General features: G+C 46.0%; 21 protein-coding genes. 7 read left to right on the plus strand and 14 right to left on the minus strand.

Annotated features, from left to right (window positions below; genetic code table 11):
* Nucleotides 1–44 precede the first annotated feature (44 nt).
* Complete coding sequence (gene queG, locus DYH48_RS01935; RefSeq protein WP_115333906.1) at nt 45–1232, minus strand: tRNA epoxyqueuosine(34) reductase QueG; 1188 nt, start codon at nt 1230–1232, stop codon at nt 45–47.
* A gap of 175 nt (nt 1233–1407) precedes the next feature.
* On the opposite strand from queG, the gene DYH48_RS01940 reads away from it, so the two are divergent.
* Complete coding sequence (locus DYH48_RS01940) at nt 1408–2205, plus strand: substrate-binding periplasmic protein (protein WP_115333907.1); 798 nt, start codon at nt 1408–1410, stop codon at nt 2203–2205.
* On the opposite strand, the gene DYH48_RS01945 is transcribed toward DYH48_RS01940, so the two are convergent.
* Complete coding sequence (locus DYH48_RS01945) at nt 2202–4124, minus strand: tetratricopeptide repeat-containing diguanylate cyclase (RefSeq protein ID WP_115336072.1); 1923 nt, start codon at nt 4122–4124, stop codon at nt 2202–2204. The two genes, DYH48_RS01940 and DYH48_RS01945, sit on opposite strands and share 4 nt — an antisense overlap.
* Nucleotides 4125–4279: 155 nt before the next feature.
* Here DYH48_RS01945 and DYH48_RS01950 point away from each other — a divergent pair, with 155 nt between their 5' ends.
* Entirely contained in the window at nt 4280–4804 is a 525-nt protein-coding gene (locus DYH48_RS01950; protein WP_011845810.1) for a phosphatase PAP2 family protein, read from the plus strand.
* A gap of 36 nt (nt 4805–4840) precedes the next feature.
* Nucleotides 4841–5275 carry a DUF3069 domain-containing protein gene (locus DYH48_RS01955; RefSeq protein ID WP_006084096.1) on the plus strand — a complete coding sequence of 145 codons (435 nt, stop codon included), beginning with the start codon at nt 4841–4843 and terminating at the stop codon, nt 5273–5275.
* Nucleotides 5276–5403: 128 nt separating this feature from the next.
* Here the strand turns inward: DYH48_RS01955 and DYH48_RS01960 are convergent, their stop codons facing one another.
* The 4 genes from DYH48_RS01960 to DYH48_RS01975 all read right to left on the minus strand — a co-directional run bounded on the left by DYH48_RS01960 (nt 5404) and on the right by DYH48_RS01975 (nt 9947).
* A complete protein-coding gene (locus tag DYH48_RS01960) occupies nt 5404–7092 on the minus strand; it encodes an NAD-dependent malic enzyme (protein ID WP_011845811.1) in 1689 nt (562 codons plus the stop codon).
* A gap of 275 nt (nt 7093–7367) precedes the next feature.
* On the minus strand, nt 7368–7832 hold the full coding sequence (locus DYH48_RS01965) for a YehS family protein (RefSeq protein WP_006080239.1): 465 nt from the start codon (nt 7830–7832) through the stop codon (nt 7368–7370).
* A 152-nt stretch (nt 7833–7984) separates the two neighbouring features.
* Nucleotides 7985–9256, minus strand: coding sequence for an NRAMP family divalent metal transporter (locus DYH48_RS01970; protein WP_115333908.1), 1272 nt, complete (start codon nt 9254–9256; stop codon nt 7985–7987).
* Nucleotides 9257–9407: 151 nt separating this feature from the next.
* The gene (locus tag DYH48_RS01975; RefSeq protein WP_115333909.1) at nt 9408–9947 is read right to left on the minus strand and encodes a PH domain-containing protein; all 540 of its coding nucleotides are present in this window, start codon (nt 9945–9947) and stop codon (nt 9408–9410) included.
* Between the two features lie 243 nt (nt 9948–10190).
* On the opposite strand from DYH48_RS01975, the gene DYH48_RS01980 reads away from it, so the two are divergent.
* Together DYH48_RS01980 and DYH48_RS01985 are read left to right on the plus strand one after the other, a co-directional pair.
* Nucleotides 10191–12776 (plus strand): TonB-dependent receptor, encoded by a 2586-nt coding sequence (locus DYH48_RS01980; protein WP_115333910.1) that lies wholly within the window; start codon nt 10191–10193, stop codon nt 12774–12776.
* 159 nt (nt 12777–12935) lie between these two features.
* Complete coding sequence (locus tag DYH48_RS01985) at nt 12936–13568, plus strand: glutathione S-transferase family protein (protein WP_115333911.1); 633 nt, start codon at nt 12936–12938, stop codon at nt 13566–13568.
* 148 nt (nt 13569–13716) lie between these two features.
* Here DYH48_RS01985 and DYH48_RS01990 read toward each other — a convergent pair whose 3' ends face one another.
* The 5 genes from DYH48_RS01990 to DYH48_RS02010 all read right to left on the minus strand — a co-directional run bounded on the left by DYH48_RS01990 (nt 13717) and on the right by DYH48_RS02010 (nt 18743).
* On the minus strand, nt 13717–14217 hold the full coding sequence (locus DYH48_RS01990; protein WP_006084089.1) for a DUF4447 family protein: 501 nt from the start codon (nt 14215–14217) through the stop codon (nt 13717–13719).
* A gap of 30 nt (nt 14218–14247) precedes the next feature.
* On the minus strand, nt 14248–14655 hold the full coding sequence (locus DYH48_RS01995; RefSeq protein ID WP_011845817.1) for an SMI1/KNR4 family protein: 408 nt from the start codon (nt 14653–14655) through the stop codon (nt 14248–14250).
* A gap of 174 nt (nt 14656–14829) precedes the next feature.
* Nucleotides 14830–15615 (minus strand): RelA/SpoT domain-containing protein, encoded by a 786-nt coding sequence (locus tag DYH48_RS02000; RefSeq protein WP_115333912.1) that lies wholly within the window; start codon nt 15613–15615, stop codon nt 14830–14832.
* A gap of 226 nt (nt 15616–15841) precedes the next feature.
* Complete coding sequence (locus DYH48_RS02005) at nt 15842–17926, minus strand: M13 family metallopeptidase (protein WP_115333913.1); 2085 nt, start codon at nt 17924–17926, stop codon at nt 15842–15844.
* A 262-nt stretch (nt 17927–18188) separates the two neighbouring features.
* On the minus strand, nt 18189–18743 hold the full coding sequence (locus tag DYH48_RS02010) for a sugar O-acetyltransferase (RefSeq protein ID WP_012090161.1): 555 nt from the start codon (nt 18741–18743) through the stop codon (nt 18189–18191).
* 77 nt (nt 18744–18820) lie between these two features.
* On the opposite strand from DYH48_RS02010, the gene rsuA reads away from it, so the two are divergent.
* On the plus strand, nt 18821–19573 hold the full coding sequence (rsuA, locus tag DYH48_RS02015) for a 16S rRNA pseudouridine(516) synthase RsuA (RefSeq protein WP_172481136.1): 753 nt from the start codon (nt 18821–18823) through the stop codon (nt 19571–19573).
* A gap of 76 nt (nt 19574–19649) precedes the next feature.
* Here rsuA and DYH48_RS02020 read toward each other — a convergent pair whose 3' ends face one another.
* Genes DYH48_RS02020 through DYH48_RS02030 form a run of 3 tightly spaced genes read right to left on the minus strand, consistent with a single transcriptional unit; the run spans nt 19650 to nt 21720 of the window.
* Nucleotides 19650–20606, minus strand: a complete 957-nt coding sequence (locus DYH48_RS02020) for a DUF4097 family beta strand repeat-containing protein (protein ID WP_115333914.1) — start codon at nt 20604–20606, stop codon at nt 19650–19652.
* Nucleotides 20603–21187 carry an anti-sigma factor gene (locus DYH48_RS02025; protein WP_115333915.1) on the minus strand — a complete coding sequence of 195 codons (585 nt, stop codon included), beginning with the start codon at nt 21185–21187 and terminating at the stop codon, nt 20603–20605. Before DYH48_RS02025 ends, DYH48_RS02020 begins: the two co-directional genes overlap by 4 nt.
* Nucleotides 21187–21720, minus strand: coding sequence for an RNA polymerase sigma factor (locus DYH48_RS02030; RefSeq protein ID WP_115336074.1), 534 nt, complete (start codon nt 21718–21720; stop codon nt 21187–21189). The genes DYH48_RS02025 and DYH48_RS02030 overlap by 1 nt, the downstream gene beginning before the upstream one ends.
* Nucleotides 21721–22158: 438 nt before the next feature.
* Between DYH48_RS02030 and DYH48_RS02035 the strand changes: the two genes are divergently transcribed.
* Complete coding sequence (locus DYH48_RS02035; protein WP_115333916.1) at nt 22159–24021, plus strand: methyl-accepting chemotaxis protein; 1863 nt, start codon at nt 22159–22161, stop codon at nt 24019–24021.
* Nucleotides 24022–24154 lie beyond the last annotated feature (133 nt).

The raw sequence follows: 24154 nt of genomic DNA on the forward strand, positions 1-24154 counted from the left end.
TTTACAAGTGTACTGAGACAATACTTAGTTATGCACTTGATATCTTAAGCGTCCCTCGGAAGTCCTTTTTTAACCGTGCGTATAAGTCGTTCGGTTTTACGCCTTGCAGTAATCAGTTGTGGGCTCTTGCTCTGATGTTGTATCAGTGCCCAGTCTATATGTTCTTTAACTATGTTATCTACATCGGCTTGTTCTTTTCGAATACTAAGGGCTTGAATTATCTCTGGCGAGCTTGGGGCGTTACCCAGCGCGACTGCGATATTACGTAGCCAGCGTTTATGGCCAATTCGGCGAATGGCGCTGCCTTCGGTTTGCTTTAGAAATTCGGCCTCGCTCCAAGCAAAAAGGCTGAGAAGGTCGGGCTGTTTTAACTGGGGACGAATATGGAAGTCGGTTTCGGCTGTGAGTGGCGCTTGGCGATTGATGGGGCACACGAGCTGACAATCATCGCAGCCATAGATGCGATTGCCCATAAGTGGCCTAAATTCTTCAGGAATAGCGCCTTGCAGCTCGATGGTGAGATAGGAAATACAGCGTCTGCCATCAACCACATAAGGTTCTACGATTGCACCTGTTGGGCAGGAGGTGATGCAGGCGACGCAACTGTTACAGCCTTCTTGGATTGGAATATCCACAGGCAGAGGCAAATTGATCAGTAGCTCACCTAAAAAGAACCAACTACCCGCCTCATGGTTGAGTATGAGTGAGTGTTTACCTGTCCAACCTATACCGGCTTTTTCGGCTAATGGGCGCTCTAGTACTGGCGCTGAGTCGACGAAGGGACGGAAATCGGCGGCATCGAAACCGAGCGCAACTAACTCTGCACTGATTTGATCCCCCAGCTTTTTAAGCCGAGCGCGGATCAACTTGTGATAGTCGCGGCCACCCGCATAACGGGAGATATAACCTAAGTTAGGATCGGTGAGATTTGTGGCAAAGCCTGCTTCGGGTGGTAAATAGTCCATCCGTACGGATATCACTCGCACTGTGCCCGGATGCAATTCTTGCGGGCGAGCGCGCATCATCCCGTGGGTGGCCATATATGCCATTTCGCCATGAAACCCTTTGTCTAGCCATGCTTGGAGTTTGGCTTCTTCGGCCGTTAAATCTGTATCGCAAATGCCAACTTGTGCAAATCCGAGTGCTTTTCCCCACGATTTTATTTGCAGCGCGAGCCGCGACAGTGTGCTGGCATAGGATTGGTTGGGGATTTGATTGGCTAAAGTCGACATGGATTCATTGCAGTGAGGCTCTTGGCTAGGTGGCAATATGATAACAAGTTTTCACTTGTTACGGACGAGTTTACTCTGTGAGCGTGAATGAGAGGCTATTTTCTTTGGGCATATGTTTATTTGCAGCAGGGATTGAGTCTATGATTAGGTTTAATGTTTCTCGTTTGGTATCCGTATGCTGAGTGCGTTTCCCCTTAGGGCGTGTTTTCTTGCGATGAGCTTATTAGGTCTGATGCCTGATCTTGTTTTTGCGGCGCCTGACAAGTTGAAGTTGGTGACCGAAGCTTGGCCTCCCATGAGTTACGAGCAAGATGGCGTTCCCCAAGGTTTTGCGGTGGACTTAGTCAATATCTTGCAATCGAGACTGGGCCAGAGTGAAAAAATTGATGTGTTACCTTGGGCACGGGCGTATTCGATTGCCAATACTTCGGCGAATGTCTTACTTTTTGCGACGTCTATTAATGACGAGCGTGAAGATCATTTCGATTTTATCGGCCCGATTGCAACCAGCAAAATTGCTTTGTATGCGAGGGCGGCAGATCCCATCGCGCTCGATCAACTTGCCGAGCTTCAATCTAAAGATATTGTGGGGGTTTATCGAGAATCTGCTGGGGCGCAGCTGTTACAACAAGCGGGCGTGGATAATTTGCTGGTGGCGAGTTTTCCGCAGCAATCGGCTAAGCAATTACTGTTCTCTCGAATTCGTTTCTGGTGCCAAGCGGATCTTGCGGTTAAGCAGATACTTGAAGAAGTGGGCGCAAGTGAGGCAGATATACGCCAAGTGTATGTCGTATCTGAGATTAATCTGTACTTAGCCTTTTCTAAAGGGACGTCGGCGGCCACGGTCACGAGTTGGCAAACAGAGCTTGAGAAAATGAAAGACTCAGGGGAGTTTAGTCGTTTATATCAGACATGGTTTGGTGCTTTGCCACCGCCATTACAGCATCAAGTGTTTTGGCATAAAGCTGTTTAACTCTCGCACGTAGCCTCATTTTTGGCAGCTTTAACACAATTCCTTCCCGCATTTTTAGCCTCATAAAGGGCGTCGTCGGCACGTTTCAGTAGGCTGGCAAAGTCTTTGTCTTGATAGGTATTTTCAGTATTTGTTTGTGGCGCTAAGGTTGCGACTCCTGCGCTAACGGTCAATTTGAGTTCAGCGGGTAAATCCTCTGCGCCTAGGCGGCTAATATGAGCTTGCAACTGATGGGCAAGTTCACAAGCACGTTCAGCATCCGTGTTGGGTAAGAGAATTAAAAACTCTTCACCACCGATACGGCCAATAAGATCTTTATTACCCGTTAGGGCTTTACCTGCGCTTGCGATCGTCAGTAAGGCGCGATCGCCCAGTTCATGGCCGAAGTTATCGTTAATTTTCTTGAAGTGGTCCGCATCAAAGATTATCACCGAAAAAGGGCTTTGTTGTTTTAAGGCTTGCTGAAAATACTGCGCGGCTTGGGCATAAATATGCCGACGATTAGGGAGCTTGGTGAGGTAATCTGTGAGGGCGATGACCTGCAGTTGGCGATTTCTCTGTACTTGTTTATACGCAAATATCGACACTATTGTCAGGATAAAGCCCGTCAATAATAAAATAATGTGTTGTAATGATTTATTCTTCTCGAGTAGCGCGAGTTCTTGTTCTTTAAGGTTTTGGTTTTCAATCAAACGTTGATTTTCAGATTCAATCCTAGTGGTATCAAACTTCACTTTTAATTCTGTGGTTTGATGTGAGAAGGAGTTGTCGTCGATCTTTTTGGTGAGGGCGACAAATTCCAGCAATGCGCCATAGGCCGCAGGTAAATTATTCATTGCCGCATAGACGTCACTTTTTAGCTGTAATAGTTGGGTGAGTCCCCGATCATTTTGCAGAGTACGAAAGGCTTTTTCCCCTTGTTCGAGCTCGGTAAGCGCTTCTTCATAGTGTGCTTGTTGAAACTTGATATTGCCCATAAAGAGTTTCATGAAGCTGTAATCGGCGAGATCTTTTTCGTTAATCACAGCAGCGGCTTCAGTTAAATATTTTTCCGCCTCGTTAAGACGATTAAGTTTGATTAAGCTGTATGCAATATTTGTCGCCATAGTGGCGGCCGCTTTTTCCAGCTGATGTTCCTTAAAGTATTGGTAGCTTAGCAAGAAGTTATCTATGGCCTGTTGATGTTCACCCAGTTCATCTAAGGCAAGGCCTATCTCTGAGGTGACATACATTGCCTGTTCTTTGTTATTGTTCTTTAAATAGAGTGCTTTAAGTTTAGTGTAATAACGGATCGCACTTTGGGGATCGCCATAACGTCTAAAGCTGGTGGCCATATCGGCAAGATTGATGTTAGCCCAGCCGGTTAAATTCAGTGACTCGTAGAGATCTTGCGCTGTTATGAGGTCGTCTAATGCGGCAGAAAAATCGCCAATATAGGAATACAGGGCGCCGCGAAGGCTACGTGAGTCGGCAATGAGTTTAAGATCTTCATGCTCATAGGCACGCTTAACGCTGAGGTTATAACCTTCCATCGCGCTATCTACATCACCATTTAACTGCAAAAACCAAGAATGACAAAGCATGAGGTCGGTGATGAAATGCGGAGAGGCGGTTGGCGGAATATTGGTCAGTGTTTGACTCGTATTCTTAACTGCCAGCGCTATGTCAGTATCCGTTTCGGCACTTTGATCCCAACATTTCAGTAGCTGCAGCTTTTCATTGCGGGCGACATCATCGGTTGCAATCAGTTTACTCAATAGCGCAAGATCACTCTTAATTGCTTCGCGGGTCATGGTCTCACCGCTTTCAAATCTTTCAAATATTTTATCAACCTGAGTCTTTTCTTCAGCCATAGCATGACTGAGCGGCAGTAAAAGCAGCCAAAAGGTAAGTGATAAAGATATAAGTGGACGTAGCAAAAATGGTTTCCTGTTCGCATTGAAATCAATAGCTAATAATGAGCTTAGCATAACTTGTTTGTTCATTTTGAATATAGATGCATAGCAATTTTGCATTCAGCTAGCTATCAAGGTATAAACTTCGCCTTGGAAATCATCCTAAAAAGGAATCACCCTTGAAAAAATTACTTTGTGCTGCCCTACTCATGATGAGCGGCGCGAGCTGGGCGGGCTCAGATTTAGAAACCTCGGGCGATGTATTGCATCTATTGCTCCCCGCAACGGCAATGGGCGCGACATTATTCTATGAAGACGGTTACGACGGCAGCTGGCAGTTAATTCAGGCGGCAGTATCGAGTCGATTAATTGTTGAAGGCCTAAAATATGGTGTGAGCAAAGACAGACCCGACGGTAGTGGCGACGATTCGTTCCCATCAGGTCATACTTCAGATAGCTTTATGGCGGCGACGTTTATTCAGCAACGTTATGGCTGGCAATATGGTTTACCCGCCTATGTCGCTGCATCGTATGTTGGCTATACCCGAGTGGCGAGCGATCAACATTACCTAGAGGATGTTTTAGCGGGTGCTGCAATTGGCGCGCTAGCGGGTTGGTATTTTACTCAACCCTATGAAGGTATTACTGTCACACCGATAGCGGGTAACGGCGTTTATGGTTTATATGTGAGTGGTCAGTTTTAAGTTTATTTTTTGAATGAATGTTAATCGAGATTTTTTATGAGTGAATTATCAGCTGTTTACCGTGAAACTGCCGAGCAGATTTCTTACAATGTCGCGAATAAAGTGCTGCCAATGGCAAAACTACCTGACGGATTATTAGCCGCATATCAAAGCCTGTGCGCCGAACTGTTGGAAGACAGAGAGGGCAAATTTAGCCAAGCTTGGGCATCCTTGCCAGCTAGCGCGCGTAATCTCATGGAACAAGCTGCATTCCATGGTTTTTATATTGCGAATGCTTGGTTGCAGTTGAGTCGTGTTGCCCAAGAGATTTCTGAGCAGGCCGATACCGATGGTGAGATCCAAGAGCAAGAATATAACGGTATCTTTACCCGTTTAGCCGATGAGTCGCTCAAAGAAAGTCTACGTAAATTGAAAAAGGCACGTACCGATCGCTCTATGCTCAATAGCTTTAAACAGGTGATGGCGCCTTAGTTTTTATTGAAATAAGCGCTGAGTCTGAAAATCAAAAAGCCCGTCACTTTGCAGTGACGGGCTTTTTGTTGGCACAAACGCTTAGCTAAAGCTGCTTTGCCACGACTCAAGTCGCGGCAACGCTATGCTTAGAACGAAGTGCGTTTGTAGCGGCGATATTCTGGACTCCAGAAATTGCCTTCAATTGACTGTTGTAAGATTTCATCGCTCATTGGTAGCGTTAACCCTTGTTCAACTGCAACTTTACCCACAGCGAAAGCGATGTGTTTACTGACCGCGTGGATATCTTCCAGTTTCGGTAATAATGGGCCGCTACCGTCGATCGCCAGTGGTGAGCATTCCGCGAGTGCGCGGCTTGATGCCATTAACATGGCATCGGAAACGTGTCGGGCACCTGAGGCTAAAACACCTAAGCCAATACCTGGGAAGATAAAGCTGTTGTTACACTGGGCAATCTCATAGGTTTCACCATCGACCACAACTGGCTCGAACGGGCTACCCGTGGCGACTAATGCTTGACCTGAAGTCCAATGCAAAATGTCTTTTGGTGTCGCTTCAACACGGCTGGTTGGGTTAGACAGTGGGAAAATAATCGGGCGGGCACAATGGCTGTGCATAGCGCGAATAATTTCTTCGGTGAATAGACCCGGTACGCCAGACACGCCAATCAGCACGGTCGGCTTAGTGTTGTTAACCACATCCAATAGCGAAATATTGTCGCTGAAATTACTCCAGTTTTGGATATTGGTGCATTTCTGCGCCAATTTTTGCTGGAATGGCAACAGGTTAGGCATGTTGTCTAACAATAAGCCCCAACGGTCAACCATGCACACTTGAGTGCGAGCTTGCTCGTCGCTGATCCCTTCGGACACCATTTGCGCCACGATAGCTTCGGCGATACCGCAACCCGCGCTACCCGCACCAAGGAAGGCAATACGTTGTTGATTTAATTCAGTACCTGCAGCTTTACAAGCGGCCAGCAATGAACCGACGGCAACGGCAGCGGTACCTTGAATATCATCGTTAAAGCAGCAATAGCGATCTTTATAACGCTCTAAGATCGGCATGGCGTTCTTTTGGGCAAAGTCTTCGAATTGGATCAAAGTGTCTGGCCAACGTACATGTACAGCTTGCATAAAGGCTTCGATAAACTCGGCGTATTCTTCGCCACCGATGCGCGGATGGCGCCAGCCCATATACATAGGATCTTCTAATAACTGCGGATTATCTGTGCCTACGTCTAAAGTGATAGGCAGAGTATAAGCCGGACTGATGCCACCACAGCTAGTGTAGAGTGACAACTTACCGATAGGGATCCCCATGCCGCCAATACCTTGATCGCCAAGACCTAAAATACGTTCACCGTCGGTAACAACGATGATTTTAACTTTTTGGCGAGTCGAGTTATTGAGAATGTCATCGATCCTATCTTTGTTCGGATAAGAGATAAACAAACCACGGTTGCGGCGATAGTTTTTCGAGAAACGTTCACAAGCCAAACCTACCGTCGGCGTATAGATGATAGGCATCATCTCGCTGATGTTATTTTGCACTAAACGATAAAATAAGGTCTCGTTAGTGTCTTGGATATTACGTAGGTAAATATGCTTGTCTAAGTCGTTGTTGAAACTTCTAAATTGATCGTAGGCGCGGGAAGCCTGCTCCTCAATCGTTTCAATGGCATAGGGAACTAAGCCTTCGAGGTTAAAGAAAATACGCTCTTCTTCAGAAAATGCACTGCCCTTGTTAATCAGCGGGGCTTCAAGAATGGCAGGTCCTGCAAACGGAAGATAGAGGGGGCGTTTATTATCGTCCATGGGTAACCTTTTGAGTTATTGTTTAAGTGGTCAATACGTGCTGTAAGTCACGTAAGGTTATCATGAAATGTGATCTTTGTTGTCCGTGGAACGAGGTATTTGTGGTTTTTTTTGCAGCAGTAAAAAAGTCAGCTGTTTTAAACAGGATTTATGAGGTACTTCAGATGGAATTGTTATGCTGTTGTTTATGCCTAAGCAACTTTAGGTATAGCTTAAATTGGATATAAAAAAACGCAGCCTAAGCTGCGTTTGATGTGACAAACTTATGTTTTGCGTTATTCACCGCGATACTTAAGTGATAAGCCGCGAATAAAGTTACGCAGGATTTGATCGCCACACTCTTTAAAATTCTTATGATCCGGATTGCGGAACAGCGCGCTCAGTTCTGATTTTGACATTTGCACTTCGGCTAGAGCCAAGGCTGCAACTATGTCTTCTTCACGCATTTCGAGGGCAACTCTGAGTTTTTTGAAGATTAAGTTATTGTTTAAACGCGATACTGGCGCTGGGATTTCTGCACCTTCACGTAGGCCACGCTTTTCGATGATAAGGCCGTCTAGGAACTGACATAGAGTGGTGTCATTACAGGCTTTGTAACCTTCTTCCTCTTCTTTGTGCAGCAGAGCAATGATCTCTTCTGTTGGCACTTCTCTTCCAGCTTTGGCAAAAATTTTAATCATTTTGGCATTGTTGAAATCAAACACGAAGCGCAAACGGCGCAAAATATCATTATTAATCATGGTCATCTCTTGGCGCGGCTGCGCTGTCTGGTTTAAGAGGCGGTATTATATACCCAAACCGCCTCAAAAGCAGAATTTAGCAGGAATTTAACGCAGCGTAGCGAATGCTATTTATGACTTTGGCATAAATAGCTGTCATGCCATCTTAGCAATCAACCTTTAATGACGTTGTACCAATAGATAAACAGTGCCGCGAAAATCAGCAGATAACTCAGGCCAAACCAAGAGAGTAGCTTCATCTTAGTGCCATATCTATCGGCTTCGGGGAGCTGTTTGCTGGTCATTAAGCGGTAGTTTAACCAAGCAAAAATGACTGTGGTCATAAAGGCCAAAATCATCACAAACTCGAGTAGCGGCAACAGTGCGCCTTTAAAGAAGAGGATCAGCAATAAGCCAAAGGCACTGATGGCGAGCATGATCCCAGTGAGGCGTTTGTCTGAACTGGCCTTTGAGGTGAGTAATTGCCAGCCCATATCTAAGGTGCGGCTGTAGCCATCGATAACGGTTACTGTGGTGCTAAAAATACAGAGAAAAGCCACAACACCAATAAGATAACGACTCTCGCCGCCCATGACTTGGCTGTAAAGGTTGATCAATTGATTAGCAAATTGCGCGCCCGAATCGGAAAAGTGCTCACCACTGCCGTGCATCACTAAGGCGCCCAAGGACAGAAACACGATCGCGAGGATCGCGGTGATGATGTAGCCTAAGTTAAAGTCGAGCAGCGCCTGCGCTTTCGTGACCGTCTGGCTTTTTTGTTTTTCGAGCAACCAGAGGGAATTCCAAGCGCTGACTTCAATCGGTGCCGGCATCCAGCCCATCATGGCGACCAGAAATCCCACATGGGCCCATTGCCAAGGTGAGGGAGAAACAAAATTGCTCGCTAATGGCTGAGCATGATCCCAAGCTAAGGTCACGGCAATTAAGGTGGTTAGGGTTAGGGCGAACATGATGATCTTAGTGAGTCTATCGAGTAGTTGATAATGGCCTAAGATCAGCAAAGCCAATGAACTCAGCAATACCAGCAGGGCTAACCAATCGATGGGAAGCGGAATAAATTGGGTCAACATAGCGGCGGTGAGCATGCAAACACCCGCAGTGCTGGCGACGGCGGCGATCACATTCAGTCCAGTAAATAGCAGCAAATAACCTCGGCCCTGTTTGAGGTAACCGTGCAGTAAACTCTCCCCAGTGGCGGCGGTGTAGCGTGCGCCAGCGGCAAAGAAGGGATACTTAAGTAAATTCACCCCTAAAATGACCCAAGCCAATTGCCAGCCAAATTCGGCGCCCGCCCGAGTCGAGGCAACTAAATGCGATGCGCCAATCGCCGCTGCGGCCATAAGCACACCGGGCCCCATAGCTTTAATGCCAAGCGTCAGGTGTGCCATCCAAGAGGATGAAGAGGTTGCTGAGGATTCTGTCATGTCGTTATTAAAAGTACCTGTTGAAAATTAATCTGGGGAATCGAACAAGCCCTTATGTTAAGGCTGCGCTCATGCTAAAGCTGTGCTAACGCTAAGTGGGTGGCTCAACATTAAAGGGAAAGTGATTGAACTGAAAGTCGTTTTATTCGATTTATCTATTTAATTTTTGGCTGAGCAAGGCTTCTATTCGTTTTAGGCTTGCTGCCATCTCGACTACGTTTTGTAATAACGCATCATCAGGTTGTACAGATGGACTCGCTGGATGTGGGCGCTGAGTAAGACGTTCTTTTTGTTCTAATACGCGGGTTCTAAATTGAGGCGGATCAACTATGCCGACTAAGCTTATCAAGGCGCCTGCGCCCGATTGCCCTGCGGTTTCTACCGTGAGTTTATGCAGACCAAATAGGCGCATAATTGGGCCTTGGATCAATGCCATATCGGTAATTTTGTCCAAAGGCACTGTATTTTCGGTACGAGTTAATATTCCGCGGCGCACAATCAACTTATTACTGGTGAGCTCGGCACTCATATTACGAATATAGCGGCGAGTTCCCCACAGCCCGATTGGAAACCAAAGCAATAACAAGGGAATGCCGACTATGCTGAGGCTGAAATAGGCTGCCCCTGAAAGCAACCAATACAAACCTAGATTGGACTCAAACTCTGCTTGATGAATGATCTTGTCTTCCATGTTTCTTCCTTAAATTCTGATATTCAAGTACCACGATTTGTCTCGTTAGTTGAATTTTCTAGTGCCTAGACCTTTTTGATTCTCGCAGAAGGAAAGCATATTGTCTCAACATGTAACAAAAGTTTAACTTTCATTATGATCCCATTGACTTTGGTTTGTAACTCATTACCTTGTGTATTGTTAATTTATGGTTTTCTAATGGTTAATATAATTTTAATAAAATAGATAAAACAAGGGATATGTATGAACAGACCTCAGATTCTACCCAGTGCTTGTGCCATCGCGATTGCTTTAGCATTTGCGCCAACAATAGCCCATGCTGCCGATAAAGGCGCAGAAAAAGTTGAACGTATTGAAGTGACGGGTTCTCGTATTAAACGTACAGATATCGAAGGCCCTTCCCCGATCCAATCGATCAGCAAAGACGATATTGCTAATATGGGATTCGATAACCTACAGCAATTGCTCGAACGTATGCCTGCGAACGGTGCTGGTGCGTTTTCTACCCGTGGTAATAGCCAAGATTCAACTGCCAACGGTGGCGCGTCTATCAGTTTGCGTGGTTTAGGTCCTGATGCGACCTTAGTGTTGATTAACGGTCGTCGGGTTGCTGCGAGTGCTTTTGCTGAAGGTATTACTAATTCTTTCGTTGATATCAATAATATCCCTGTTTCAGCGATCGAACGTATCGACATACTCAAGGACGGTGCATCGGCTATTTATGGCTCTGATGCGATTGCCGGTGTGGTCAACATTATCCTGAAGAAAGACATTGAGGGTATTGAAGTCAATCTCGGCTACGGTGATGCTTCAGGTACGGGTTACGATGAAACCACTGCGAACATGGTTTGGGGGATGAAGTCTGATAAGGGCAGTGCCTCCGTTATTCTCGATTATTTTAAAAATGGTACCTTAGCTGCGACTGATTTAGGCCGTTTCGGCAGTGCAGATCAGACTCCTTATGGCGGTGAGGATTTCCGTTCTTCCCGTGGTTTTCCTGGTTATTTTTATGTTGATGGGGTGAAAACCATAGATCCAGCCTGTCCACCTGATCGGGCGACGCCAAGCGGCAGCTGTGTATTTGATTATGGGCCATATAACCTTGTTATTCCTTCTGCAGAACGAGTGGGAGCTATTGGGCAATTCGAATATCATTTCAATGATGATTTAACTGCTTTCCTTGAATTAGCTGCCCAGCACAACACGTCGGAAGCGGGCGGTGCACCAACACCTCTTGATGAGGATGCAGGCTTAACCGTACCAGGAACTCACCCAAATAACCCTTGGGGGAAAGATATTGAAATTGGTCGCTTCCGCACCGTTGATGCGGGTGCGCGTCGTTGGGATATCGAGTCTGATACTCTTCGTTTAGTCGCAGGTTTGCGTGGCGTAGTTAAAGATTGGGACTGGGAAGCTTCGGTGCAAAAAGGTCGCAGTGAGTCCACTCAAACGGGGGATCGCAGCCAAGGTTGGGTCAGAACCGATTATTTACAACGTGAAATCGATGCGGGTCGCTATAATCCTTTCGGTGGCACCATGAACTCCCAAGATGTCATTGATGACATTACCACTAGTTTAGTGCGCCAAGGTTTGTCCACAATGACCGCCTATGCCGCGAATATCTCAGGTCAGGCATTCACCCTTGCTGATCGCGATATCATGATGGCGGCTGGAGCTGAATATCGTGAAGAAGATGTCAGCGATGTGCCCGATGAACAGTTCCAACGTGGATTGATTTTTGGTACTGAAGCAGTCTCTGCGGCGGCATCACGTGAGCAATATGCAGCTTATGTTGAATTATCTATTCCGGTAACGGATAACTTCGAGCTACAACTTGCTGGTCGTTATGATCACTATAGTGATTTTGGTTCAACGACTAACCCTAAAGTTGCCTTCCAATGGGGAGTGACTGACGAGATAACGGCGCGTGCTTCTTGGTCTACGGGTTTCCGTGCACCTTCTTTAGCACAAATAGGTCTTGGTCCATCGCGTGAAAGTAGTTTCTTCATTGATACTTACCGCTGCGCTGCTGATAGTGTTGATTGTGAAGCTTTAGATTACAACACTGAATTTGAAGGCAACTCGGAGCTGGATGCTGAGGAATCCGAAACTTGGAACGTCGGTATGATTTGGGCGCCAAGCCAGAAATTCGATGTTGGTTTTGATATCTATAGCATTACACAAGATAACAAAATCGATAAACAGCCGTTAGGCGATATCTATACCGCAAATTGTAATGATCAAAACAGCACTGTATGTGAGCGTTTAGCTCCACAGGTGGGTCAGACTTTAGGTCCAATCAGTATCATCCATTCAAGCTTTATCAACCTAAGCTCACAAGATGTGCAAGGGATGGATGTTTCGAGTCATTATGGCGTTGAGTTGGATAGCTATGGTGATCTGAAATTTGGACTTGAGTACAGTTATTTACATAGTTTCGAAAAAGATGGCCTAGATTACACCGGTGAGTACAAGTTCCCTCAACATCGCTGGTTACTTACTACTAACTGGACTATGGATAACTTTGCCGCCAACATTAATCTGAGTTATATCGGCGAGTTTGAAGATACACCAGATATCAATTTTGATGGCGTCCTCGACTTCGAAAGCAACAAGTCTCGTATGGTTGATGCTCAAATCTTAGTCGACATGTCAGGTACTTATCGCTTCAATGAAATGTTCAAACTGACATTGGGTGTAAACAACGTATTTGACGAAGAGCCACCATTTGCGATCGGTGACGGTGATACCGACCTTTACGGCTATGTTATTTCAGTACATAACCCTATGGGTCGCTACATCTACACTAAACTCACTATGAACTTCTAATATTAAGCCTACGTGCTTTATAGCTAAGTACTTTATATCAAAGTGTAGTGAAATCGAAACGGCGCATTAAGCGCCGTTTTTTATGGGCAGATTTGCACTAACGCAAACTCAGTGTATCTTCGTTAGGACACGAATTAACCGGACTAAAAGGACGTTGCAATGATCACTTTATATGGCACACCGCGCAGCCGCGCATTACGAGTTGCTTGGGTGTTGGAAGAGTTGGGCGTTGATTGGGATTTTTCCTTTGTGGATATGACTAAGGGGGCGCATCGCAGCGCGGCATTTTTAGCGATAAACCCCTGCGGTAAAGTGCCTGTGCTAACTGATGATGAGTTAGTGTTATCTGAATCAGCGGCGATTTGCCTTTATCTAGCAGAAAAGTATGGCGAGGGTAAGTTGTTGCCACCCGCAGGGAGTAACGCATCGGGTTTGCACCATCAATGGGTGAGCTTCATCATTACTGAGCTTGAGCAGCCGCTTTGGACTTTGGGTAAGCATAAGTTTGCTTTACCTGAGGAGCAGCGTCATCCGCAGATCATGCCTTGTGCGGTATGGGAGTTTGATAAGGCGGCTGCATTGGCCGAAGCCATGTTGCCTGAAAGTGATTTTTTGCTCGGTGATGACGTTTCGGTGGCGGATATTTTACTGGCCCATACCTTAATGTGGGGCACATTGTTCGAACAAGCCATTCCACCTAAACTCGCCGCTTATCGCGATAGGTTGTCTGCGCTGCCGTCGCGTCAATCGGCTTTGCTGAAGATGGATGCTGTGGTGGCTGCGAAAGGCTAATCTGGTTAAATCACTGATTATTTTAGCCTTTAATGATTCAGGTGCATTCCCACCATTATCTGAAAATCATTATGAGAATATAAAAAGGGCAGATAGTGATATCTGCCCTTGCTGTTAATGCGAGTACTAAGCTTCTGGATTTACACGCTTATAGCTGAGTCGCGGCCCATTTAGCACGGCTTTCACGGCTTTCGCTCATTTTGGTCGGTTCACGGAAGGCTTTATAGGCTTCCACGTCCAGTGCGACTAAGCTGACGTCGACTTCTAGGACCAGTTTGCACTCTTTCTTGATGCGCCAAGCTGCCGTGTTGTACAGCTCAGTAAAAGGCAATGAACTTAAAAATTCGGGGTTGTATTGAGTGTAAGTGGCTTGAGTGGGGTACACCACGAAAGCTAAATGACGCTTAGGTTCTTTTTTAAATAATTCTTCAATGCCATCGCAGGTGTTAAGTACTTGCATCTCAATGATGTCATCAATATCGAGCAGTTTCTTTTGCGCCAGCTCAGGTGCCGCTTGTTCGCCACTTTCCCAGGCTAATACATCGGCTTCGCTATGGTTAGTTAGCGTGCCAACTTGAGCCGCACTTAAGCTCAATGATTGGCGTAAGTAGCTCATTTCGATGGCATTCAAGCCAATGTTTTTAGACATAATCGTGTTCTCAATGCAGTGAAAGTAAAATTAGTATTTAATCTTTAGCCAGATTTCTTCAACCCATTCCCAGAACGACTCCCAATAGATATCGGTAAAGCCGCCGTTTTTCCAGAAATGCACTTGGCCATCTTGGTCGATACAGTAAAAGGCATCGCCCTGCTGACAAATGGCAATCATGTCCCTTGGCATGCCGATAGACCAAGCATAACAAGTGACTTCAGGCAGATAGGTGTGTGAGTAGGGATCCGATGCAGTTACTGGCTCTATCGTGCCGTAAATCACATCACTGGCATACAGCAGGTATTCTTTTAGCTCCCGCGGCAATGAAATCAGGATTTGCTCTTCGACTTCGACGAGCTGCTCAAATGTGGGTAATTCGAGTGGTACAGGAACAGTTTCGCTGCGTTCTTGGAGTTGCTCAATGATGTCGTGCATGGCGTTTCCTGCTGATAGGGCTATGGCGCGGGATTATATACTTAAAAAGACGTTCGATGCGAGAGAGTGCTTTTTTCAGCTTATTTTTAATATGGTTTTTCAGGCGCTGTAAAATATTAATAAAGCGCTGGCACCTTTGCAGGATACCAGCGCAACAGTGGAAGTGGTTGTGGGTTAAGCGACTGAGACTCTTAATAAACTGGCTTCATCGACCCTTTTATAGTTAAGCCATGCTTTGTGGTACAGCTTGTGTGATTCTTGGCGTAATTTGGCAATCTGTGCGAGTTCAAACTCACTGAGTAACCTTTGCTGTTTACGGGCATTGGCTTCAATCGTCTGCACTTTTTCATATACCTTGTGCTCTGGGCCGTTTTTAATATCGGCGATATCCTGCAAGTGTAATTGCACCTCGGCAATCATGCCCGATTGGGGTAAACGTACCAGCAAGTTGAGATCGCGATAGCCAGATGCTTTGGGCTCAGCAAAGCGGTTTTTCTGTTTCACCACTTGGGTCTGTTCGTTCAAGGCTTGGTAAGCCTGCATCAGATCTTGAATGCTGTCGGTCACGATACTTGCCCTTGCCAGGTCGGTAATTTGGCTGGCGTCACCGTTAAATTTTGTCGCCACTTTATCTGCAGCTCTTTGATAACTCTTCACCGGAGGAATAATCACTTGCGTCTGTGAATGATGGGCAATTCGGGTAAGCAACTGAGCCAGCTCAGCCTGAGCATCATAGGCTTGGTGATGGAGAACGGATAAGTCATTCGAGGTTTGACGAGGCGCATCAAAGGTCTGACTGCTGAGTGCGTATAGACCTTGTAGATCGTGGCTTTGTGCCTGTCTTGCACTGTAATTACCACGTTCTGTTTTTGTGTCACTGACGTCGAGAGAATTTGCTACACCAGCGCGGCTCGATAATAAGAGTAGAAAAATAAAAAAGGTACGAAATAACTTAGTCATGCGGCCTACTTCCTTATGGGTGAGTTGTACAGGTCACCCATCCACCATAGGCTTCTTTTGCTTAATTAAAGCTGAATCAATCATTAAGACTTGTTCATCTTGCGCATGGGTTCACATTCATCACTCAGGATTGAGGAGTTTAGCCAAAAAAAATGGCGCCACCTGTGACAGTGAGCGCCATTGTTGTTGCTCAGCTTATGCAGCCGAGCGGCGATTTAAATCTGGCTTACCAAATTTTTACGCGTTTTTCTGGTGCGATATACATAGCATCACCGGGTTTCACATCATATGTGGTGTAGAACTCAGGCATGTTAGATAGGGCACCCAGAGCGCGGAATTCCGCAGGTGAGTGTGGATCGGTCGCAACGCGGTTACGCATCGCTTCTTCTTTGGCTTTCGCGCGCCAAATTTGAGTGAAACCGATGAAGAAACGTTGATCGCCCGTTAAGCCATCGATGACCGGCGCTTCTTGACCATTGAGTGATTTCTTATAGGCGCGGTATGCGATAGTCACACCTGATAAGTCACCAATGTTCTCACCTAGCGTTAAACCACCGTTGACGTGCAAATCGTCAAACACAAAGTAACCGTCGTATTGTGCAATCAGCGCTTGGCCGCGGGCAGAGAACTCTTTCAAGTCTTGCTCAGTCCACCAGTCACGCATGTTGCCTTCGCCATCGAACTTAGCACCTTGATCGTCGAAACCATGGCCCATTTCGTGACCGATAACGGCACCAATACCACCGTAGTTGACTGCATCATCAGCCGCCAAATTGAAGAATGGCGGTTGCAGAATTGCCGCAGGGAAGACGATTTCGTTCATGGTTGGGTTGTAGTAAGCGTTAACCGTTTGTGGGGTCATGTGCCATTCGTCTTTGTCGATTGGCGCGCCCAGTTTGGCTAATGACTTAGCATGTTCAACTTCGCTGGCACGAATAGCGTTACCGATTAAGTCGTCAGCTTTAATGCTCAGCTTGCTGTAATCTTCCCACTTGTTCGGGTAGCCGATTTTCGGGTTGAATTTTGCTAACTTATCCGCCGCAGCCACTTTAGTGCTGTCGCTCATCCAGGTTAAATCTTTGATGCTGTCGCCGTAAGCGCCCCGAAGATTTTCCACCAGTGCCTGCATACGGTCTTTGGCTTCAGGCGTGAAGTGACGTTTAACGTACACTTTGCCGACAACTTCACCCAGCATGCCGTTAACAGAGGCTACGCCACGCTTCCAACGCGGTTCTTGCTCTTCTTGACCGTTTAAGGTTTTAGAGAAGAAATCGAAGTTTTCGTTGTCCAGCGCTTCACTCAAATAGTTCGCCGCATGCGTCAGTACTTGCCATTGCATGTAGGTTTTCCAAGTGGCTAAATCGGTCGTTTTTAAAACCTCGTTCAGACCTTGGATATAGCTAGGCTGGTTAATAATGATGTCGGTTTGCTTGTCCGCGCCAAGCGCCGTTAAGTAGACAGTCCAATCGATATCCGGTGCCAGTGTTGGCAGATCTTTCACTTGATATAGATTGTAAGTTTTCGTGCTATCGCGGTTTTCAACCACATCCCAATGCTTAGAGGCAATGGCCGTTTCTAGGGCAAGAATAGACTCAGCGCTGGCTTTAGGATTAGCAAGACCCGCAAGAGTAAACATCTTTTCTATGTGGGCTAGGTAAGCCTTACGGATATTAACGAAGCGTTCTGACTCGTTAAAGTAGTAGTCTTTTTCTGGCAGGCTTAGGCCATATTGATAGAGATGAGTCGCGTAACGGCTAGAGTTTTTCGCATCGATATCGATATAAAATGCCATAGGCGTACCCGCACCAGTGATTTGGCTGTGGGCGAAGTACTTCACTAATTCATTCTTATCTTTTAAGGCGTTAATGGCATCGAACTCACCTTGGATTGGTGTCACGCCCAGTTTGTTGAGTGTGTCAGTATCCATAAATGAGCGATATAAATCGGCCACTTTTTGCTCGTCTGTGCCAACGGCGAGATTTGGCGTTGCTGCCACTTCTTCGATAATAGCTTTTACATCGTCACGTGACTTTTCACGTAAATCGTAGAAAGCGCCAATGCTAGTACGATCGGCTGGGATCTCAGTGTTTTTCAGCCACGTGCCGTTAACATATTTGTAGAAATCGTCCTGTGGGCGAACCGCTTTATCAAAATTAGCGAATTCAATACCAGAGCCCAGTACCTGAGTCACAATAACTGCGGTGGCTGTTTTAGCGGTTTCAGGTGTTTTAACGTCGGCTGGCTTGTCATTACAGGCAGTCAGGCCTGCGATAAGTGAGGCACACAGTCCCCCAATGAGTACTTTTCTCATGTCGTTTCCTTCGAGTTTATTATTGTGCCCATTATTGGGGCTGTTATTTTTTGCAAAATGGGATTGCTTCAGGCGCAATGAACTATGTTAATGCCTTACTAGGAATCTAAACAAGGTCATTACAGTTTTTATCGCGGATTTATCTTGAGTCATATGTAACTAAAGGTTACCAATTACAGTCTTAAGCTCATTAGCGGCAAAGTTACCGTATGCAAGCCTTTTGAGGTAAGCGAGCACTTAGCTTTCTCTTTTTTACACGCGATCAAATTAGCTGCCTGATCGGCTTCGCGGGGTTACCAGCGACCACGGTTTTGGCGGCCACATTTTTTGTGACTACAGCACCTGCGCCTATGATGGCGTCATCACCAATAGTGACGCCTGGCATTATGATAGCGCCGCCACCAATCCATACCCGTTTACCGACCCTAATTGCTTTCGCTGTTTCTAAACCTGAGCAACGCAGCTCGGCATCTAGTGGGTGACTCGAGGTATAAAATTGTGCATTGGGGCCGACCATAGTCTGCTCGCCAATAGAAATAGGCGCATTATCCTGCAAGGTGACATTCACATTGATAAACACTTTGTCGGCAAGGGATAGGTTGGCGCCATAACTGATAAAAATCGGCGTGGATATCGTTGCGGCTGGTGATTTATGGGGAATGAGCTGCTGACAGAGTTGGCTGTACTCTGGGGTATCTTGGTCAATTATTTGATTTAATTGTCGATTCAGCCGTTGCTGTTGAGCTCGTAAACTTAATAGTTCGCTGGCAAGGCAATCATATTCTTGGCCAGCGATCATCTTTTGGAATTCAGTCATGTCATCTTTCCCTAGGGTGACTGTCGTAAATGCGTAAGGGCTAAATAGAAACACATCGCTTGCTGAGCAGCAATTCTTTGCCCTTTGAAGTGGTCGGCCTCATAATATGGCAGTTTTCTTTATTGAAGTTGAGTATTAACGTGCGTTTAGACAAATTTATCTGTGAGAGTACCCCACTGACTCGCTCATTAGCGAAAAAAGCCCTGCATCGCGGTGACATCACTTGCGATGGCATAGTCGTCAAAGACTCGGGCTTTAAAGTGACTGAAGGTATGCGTGTTTGTCTCGAGGGCGAGCCTATTGCCTTAGTGGGCGTACGTTATTTAATGCTCAACAAACCAGTCGATACGATTTGTTCAACGATTGATGAAACCTATCCATCGGTATTGAGCTTAGTGGATGTGCCCAAGCCTGAAACCTTGCACATTGCTGGTCGTTTAGATGCTGATACCACAGGGCTAGTGCTGGTCACTTCCGACGGCCAGTGGTCGCATAAAATCACTTCACCGAAGAAAGAATGCGGTAAACGCTATTTAGTGCAACTCGCCGATCCTGTGGATGCCGGCTTGATTGCAATATTTGCCGCTGGCGTTGAATTACGCGGTGAAGATGGCTTAACTAAGCCTGCATTGCTGGAGATTATTGAGCCGCAATTAGTGCGACTCACCATCACTGAAGGTAAGTACCATCAAGTGAAACGTATGTTCGCCGCGGTGGGCAACCACGTGCAAGAGTTACACCGTGAAAGTGTGGGCCAAATTGAATTAGATCCCGCCTTAGCACTGGGTGAATGGCGTTATTTGACCGCCGAAGAAATAGCATCCGTATAACTCAAGGAATCTACAGAAATGCCGCCCGAGTTTGACTCGTGGCGGCATTTTTATTGGCGCGATAAAACCTAAGTAATTACTGTTTCTTTAAAACCAAATCACCGCTGATAGTGTTCATTTTTACACTGGCAGCTCCCGAACCGGTTTGGAATGACAGCTCGGCGCGTGGCACGTATTTCTGCTTTTTAGGTTCATCTTGGGTTAAGGTATTTTTGATCTTGCCACCTGGTCCGCCGTCTAAGTCAAAGCTGGCATCCGGCATATCGGCAAAAGTCACTATGATATCGCCACTCACACTTTCTAAATTGGCTCTGTTGAAGTTTTTCGCCAGTGACACTTTTGAGTCACCGCTGACGGTTCTGAGTACGATTTCCTTAGCGAGGCTAAAGTTAGCATTCACTTCGCCAGAAACTTGTTCAACCGTCACTTTTTCGGCCTGAGTTTGACTTTTTAAGTCACCACTTACGAGGCGATAGTTCATTTCCCCTTTACTGTCAGTGTCTTGAATCGTTCCTGATATTGTCTCTAATTTCACTTTACCATCGAGTGCTTGAGTGATGATGTCGCCTGAGACTGTGTGCAACTCAGGTTTACCACTAAGGTTGTTAGCTTTGATATCGCCACTGACGGTATTCAAATCGAGTTCACCTTGGGCTTCTGCGACTTGCAGATTCGCTGAAATAGTATCCGCACTGAGTTTTACTGTCTTTGGCACTTTAATGGTGAGCTGCGAGCCTTTGTCATTACTGCCATTGTAGTGGCGGGGCATTTTGTCTTCGATATTGAGGCTGTTTCCCTGTTGCTCGAACACAAAGCCTTCGCTCAATTCATCGAGTGTACCTGTGACGCTGACTTCACTCTTATCCCAGGTTTGAATCGTCACATCGCCGCGCTGTACTTTGATCTGCAGTTGGGTGTCGCTACTAATATTAAGCTGTTTATCAACACTTTGCGCTGCGAACACATTGCCCATCAAACCTAAATAGAGTGTCGAAACCAATAGACTGGCTTGAGTGAGATTGAGGTTACTCATAGGGTGTTTCCTTGTGTCGAGTTTCTAATGGGTAGTTTTTGGCCCTGTTGCAATAGGTCGAGCTCACGTTGCTGCACCCAAAGCCAGAGTTGCCAAAGTTGTTTATCGGTTGGATTTGCTTGTAAAGCTTGGTAAATTTGGGTTGCCGCGCGTCTTAGTTCCGCCAAACCTTGCTCAACGGGCGCGCTGAAACTGCTGGTCTGCCAAGCTAGCGCATTCGTTGTCTGCTCTAGGTTATCCACTTGCGCTTGGTGCGATGCCGCGATTTGGGTTAACAGTAACTGTAAGGCCGCATCCCCTTGTTGCTCTGGCATGGCTGAGTTTTGGGCAAGCTCTGTCTGCTGTGTGGTTAATTGATTGAAATAAGGCAATTGGCTATATCCCAATGCCACTAGCATGATAAAGGAGGCAGCTATCGCCCACTGTCGGCCGTTCTGGGATTGGCGTGTTTGGGACACCAGCGGTTTGTCCATGCGCTTTTCAATGCCTTGCCACAGATCATGGGTGGGTGGCATTGCGTTGGGAGCGCTATTGATCAGTCGCTCAAGCTGTTGTTCACGGGAAAGCGGCGTTAACGTCATTACAGCATCTCCTGTAGTAGTTGCTTAGCTCTATGGTATTGGGTCTTGCTAGTGCCGACCGCAATGCCAAGTAAGTCAGCGATTTCATCGTGTTGATAACCTTCGATGGCGCAGAGTACGAACACTATGCGAGCCCGCTGCGGCAGTTTGAAAATCAACTTATCTAATCCGCTATAACTTTCATCTGAACTCATAGGTTCAGTCTCATTTTCCAGTGGGATAAATCGTGCCCAAAATGATTGTTGTTTACGAATACTGCTCAAGGCTTGATTGACACAAATGCTGTGTAACCAAGTCGAAAACTGACTCTCACCTCGAAATTGTGGCAACTTCTGCCACACTAAAATAAAACACTCTTGGGTAATGTCTTCCGCCATAGTTTTATGACCACAAAGGCGCAGTGATAAGGCATAAATACGTTGGTGATGGCTCTGATACAGCAGTTTAAAGGCGGCTCTGTTGCCTTGGCTGGCTAAGGTAACCAGTTCAAAGTCAGACATTGCGCTATTGAGTGGGAGTATCCCTGCCGTCACTGTCATTCCCTGCCATAATTATTAAGTGTTGTAGTTTTGACGCTCTGAATGCTGCAAAAGGTTTGGAACTGTAAAAAATATATTTTATTAAGATTCATTATCCAGCGTAACATTTTTGTAATCTGTAGTAGAATCCGCCCGAAAATATATAGTTAAGCTAATGAAGTTATTCATTTTATACCAATTGGTATGGTGATGTTTATATCGGCGTTGAGACGGTATATTTAACAAAATTAACACGCATTACTTTGAAAAATATGTCGGCATCATCTTGATGAACTAAGCTAAAAATAATGAGGTGCTTTCGATATGTGAGCTTTAATTCACAAGCTACTTAGGTATTGGATATGAACTTTTCATGTATTGCTACACTTGCGCTGTTAAAGGCCTAATTTACAGCTATCTTTTTAAGATAGATTATTTATTCGGGGACTTTCTATGTTTATCCGCTCAAAGTTGTTACTCAGTGCAGCTGTGTCTATTTCGGCATTAGTTGCCATGTTTGGATTACAACTCCATTCAAATTCGGTTAAGTCTGAGCTCTCCCATGCCGCTCAAAGTGTGCTTGAGTTAGAGCGTGACGTCTTAATTCTGCGTAAAAACGAAAAGGATTTCTTCGCTCGCAAGGATTTAAAATATGCAGAGCTACATAAGAAAAGCCACATGGCAATCGACGGCATTGTCCCCGAGTTAGAGAAAGTCTTTAAAGAATATGGCGTGTCCAAGGCATCGCTTGAAAGTTTCGACAGTAATTTAAATCAGTATCAAGTTGCTTTCTCTGAAGTGGTGCAGCTACAGCAGGAGATTGGCTTAACACCCAAAACGGGGTTGTACGGCACATTGCGTTCGGCGGTGCACAATGTTGAAACGCTGCTTAAGCAATATAATCAGCTCGAACTCGAAGTGGCTATGCTGCAACTGAGACGTAATGAAAAAGATTTTATGCTGCGCCGTGAGCTAAGTTATGTTGAAACCTTCGATGCCAATATTGGCAAGTTCAATGACAAGCTGCGTTCTTCGAGCTTAGATGCTGATACTCAAAATAAAATTGCAGAGCTTATTACTCAGTATCAGAAAGATTTTAAAAGCTTAACCAATAAAGAGCAGCAACTCGGTTTGACCGAGAAAGATGGCACTATGGCGCGTCTTGTTGCGGCCAACCTACAAATTGAAAGCAGCGCGAATGACTTACATAACCTAGCGCTTAAGGCGATTGATGATGCTGAGAGCAGCAGCGTTAATGTAGGTATTGCTGTGTTTATCTTTATCACGTTGCTGCTATCTTTCATCACCTATCTGATTATCCGCAGTATTATCGCTCCAGTTGAGCGCATCACGCAGATCATTGCTCGCATCGAAGTAAGTAAAGATCTGACCTTGAGATGCGATGCGTCAACGCAAGATGAACTTGGCGAAATTGCACAGCATTTCAATAGTATGGTGAGTAGCTTCCAGCAACTGATTGAACAAGTGATTGAGTCGGTCGCGACAATTAACACCTCCTGTAAGCGCGTATCCGAAAATGCCATGCTTGCCTCTGAAGGCGTAGGTCAACAGCTCAATGAGACTGACATGGTTGCAACGGCGATCACTGAAATGGGCGCAACCATTGACGAAATTGCTAAAACAACTGAGTTAGCGGCATCAAAAGCGGGTCAGACCCACGATAATGCGCAAAGTGGCCAATTAGAAGTTGAGCAAACGATTCATAAAATCCAGTCACTTGCTGAGCAGCTCAATAGCTCGGCAGCGGTCGTTAATGAGCTGGAACGTGACAGCGAGACAATCGGTAGCGTGTTAGATGTGATCCGCGGTATTGCCGAGCAGACCAACCTCTTGGCCTTGAATGCGGCGATTGAAGCGGCGCGTGCGGGTGAGCAGGGCCGTGGTTTTGCCGTGGTTGCCGATGAGGTGCGTAACTTAGCGATGCGGACTCAATCGTCAACCCAAGAGATTGCGAACATTATTCAGACCTTACAGACGCGTACTCGCTCGATTGTGCAATTGATGGAATCGAGTCAAAAACAAGGCGTTGAGAGTGCGGAGCAGGCTGCTAGTGCTGGTGCGTTACTCAAGCTTATTAATACCGATGTGCGTAACATCATGGACATGAGTACTCAAATTGCCGCGGCGATTGAAGAGCAAAGCATGGTGGCGGCCGAAGTGAACAAGAACGTGGTGGTGATCCGCGATATCGCCGAAGAATCCTCCCATGCGGCAGATGCCAATGCGTCGGCATCGGATGAGCTGAAAGCGCAGGCTGAATTCTTATTCCGTGCGGTCAGTAATTTTAAAATCTAATATTTAAAAGCCAACTCTAATCTAATGAGCAGAAGCTAGCTTAGAAAATACACTAACAAAAACGCACTCCGAGGAGTGCGTTTTTATGTCTGAGTGATTAGCTCTGCAAGCTTAGTGATTCGTTAAAACAGCA

Origin of the sequence: Shewanella baltica, from assembly GCF_900456975.1 — a bacterium.
Taxonomy (GTDB): domain Bacteria; phylum Pseudomonadota; class Gammaproteobacteria; order Enterobacterales; family Shewanellaceae; genus Shewanella; species Shewanella baltica.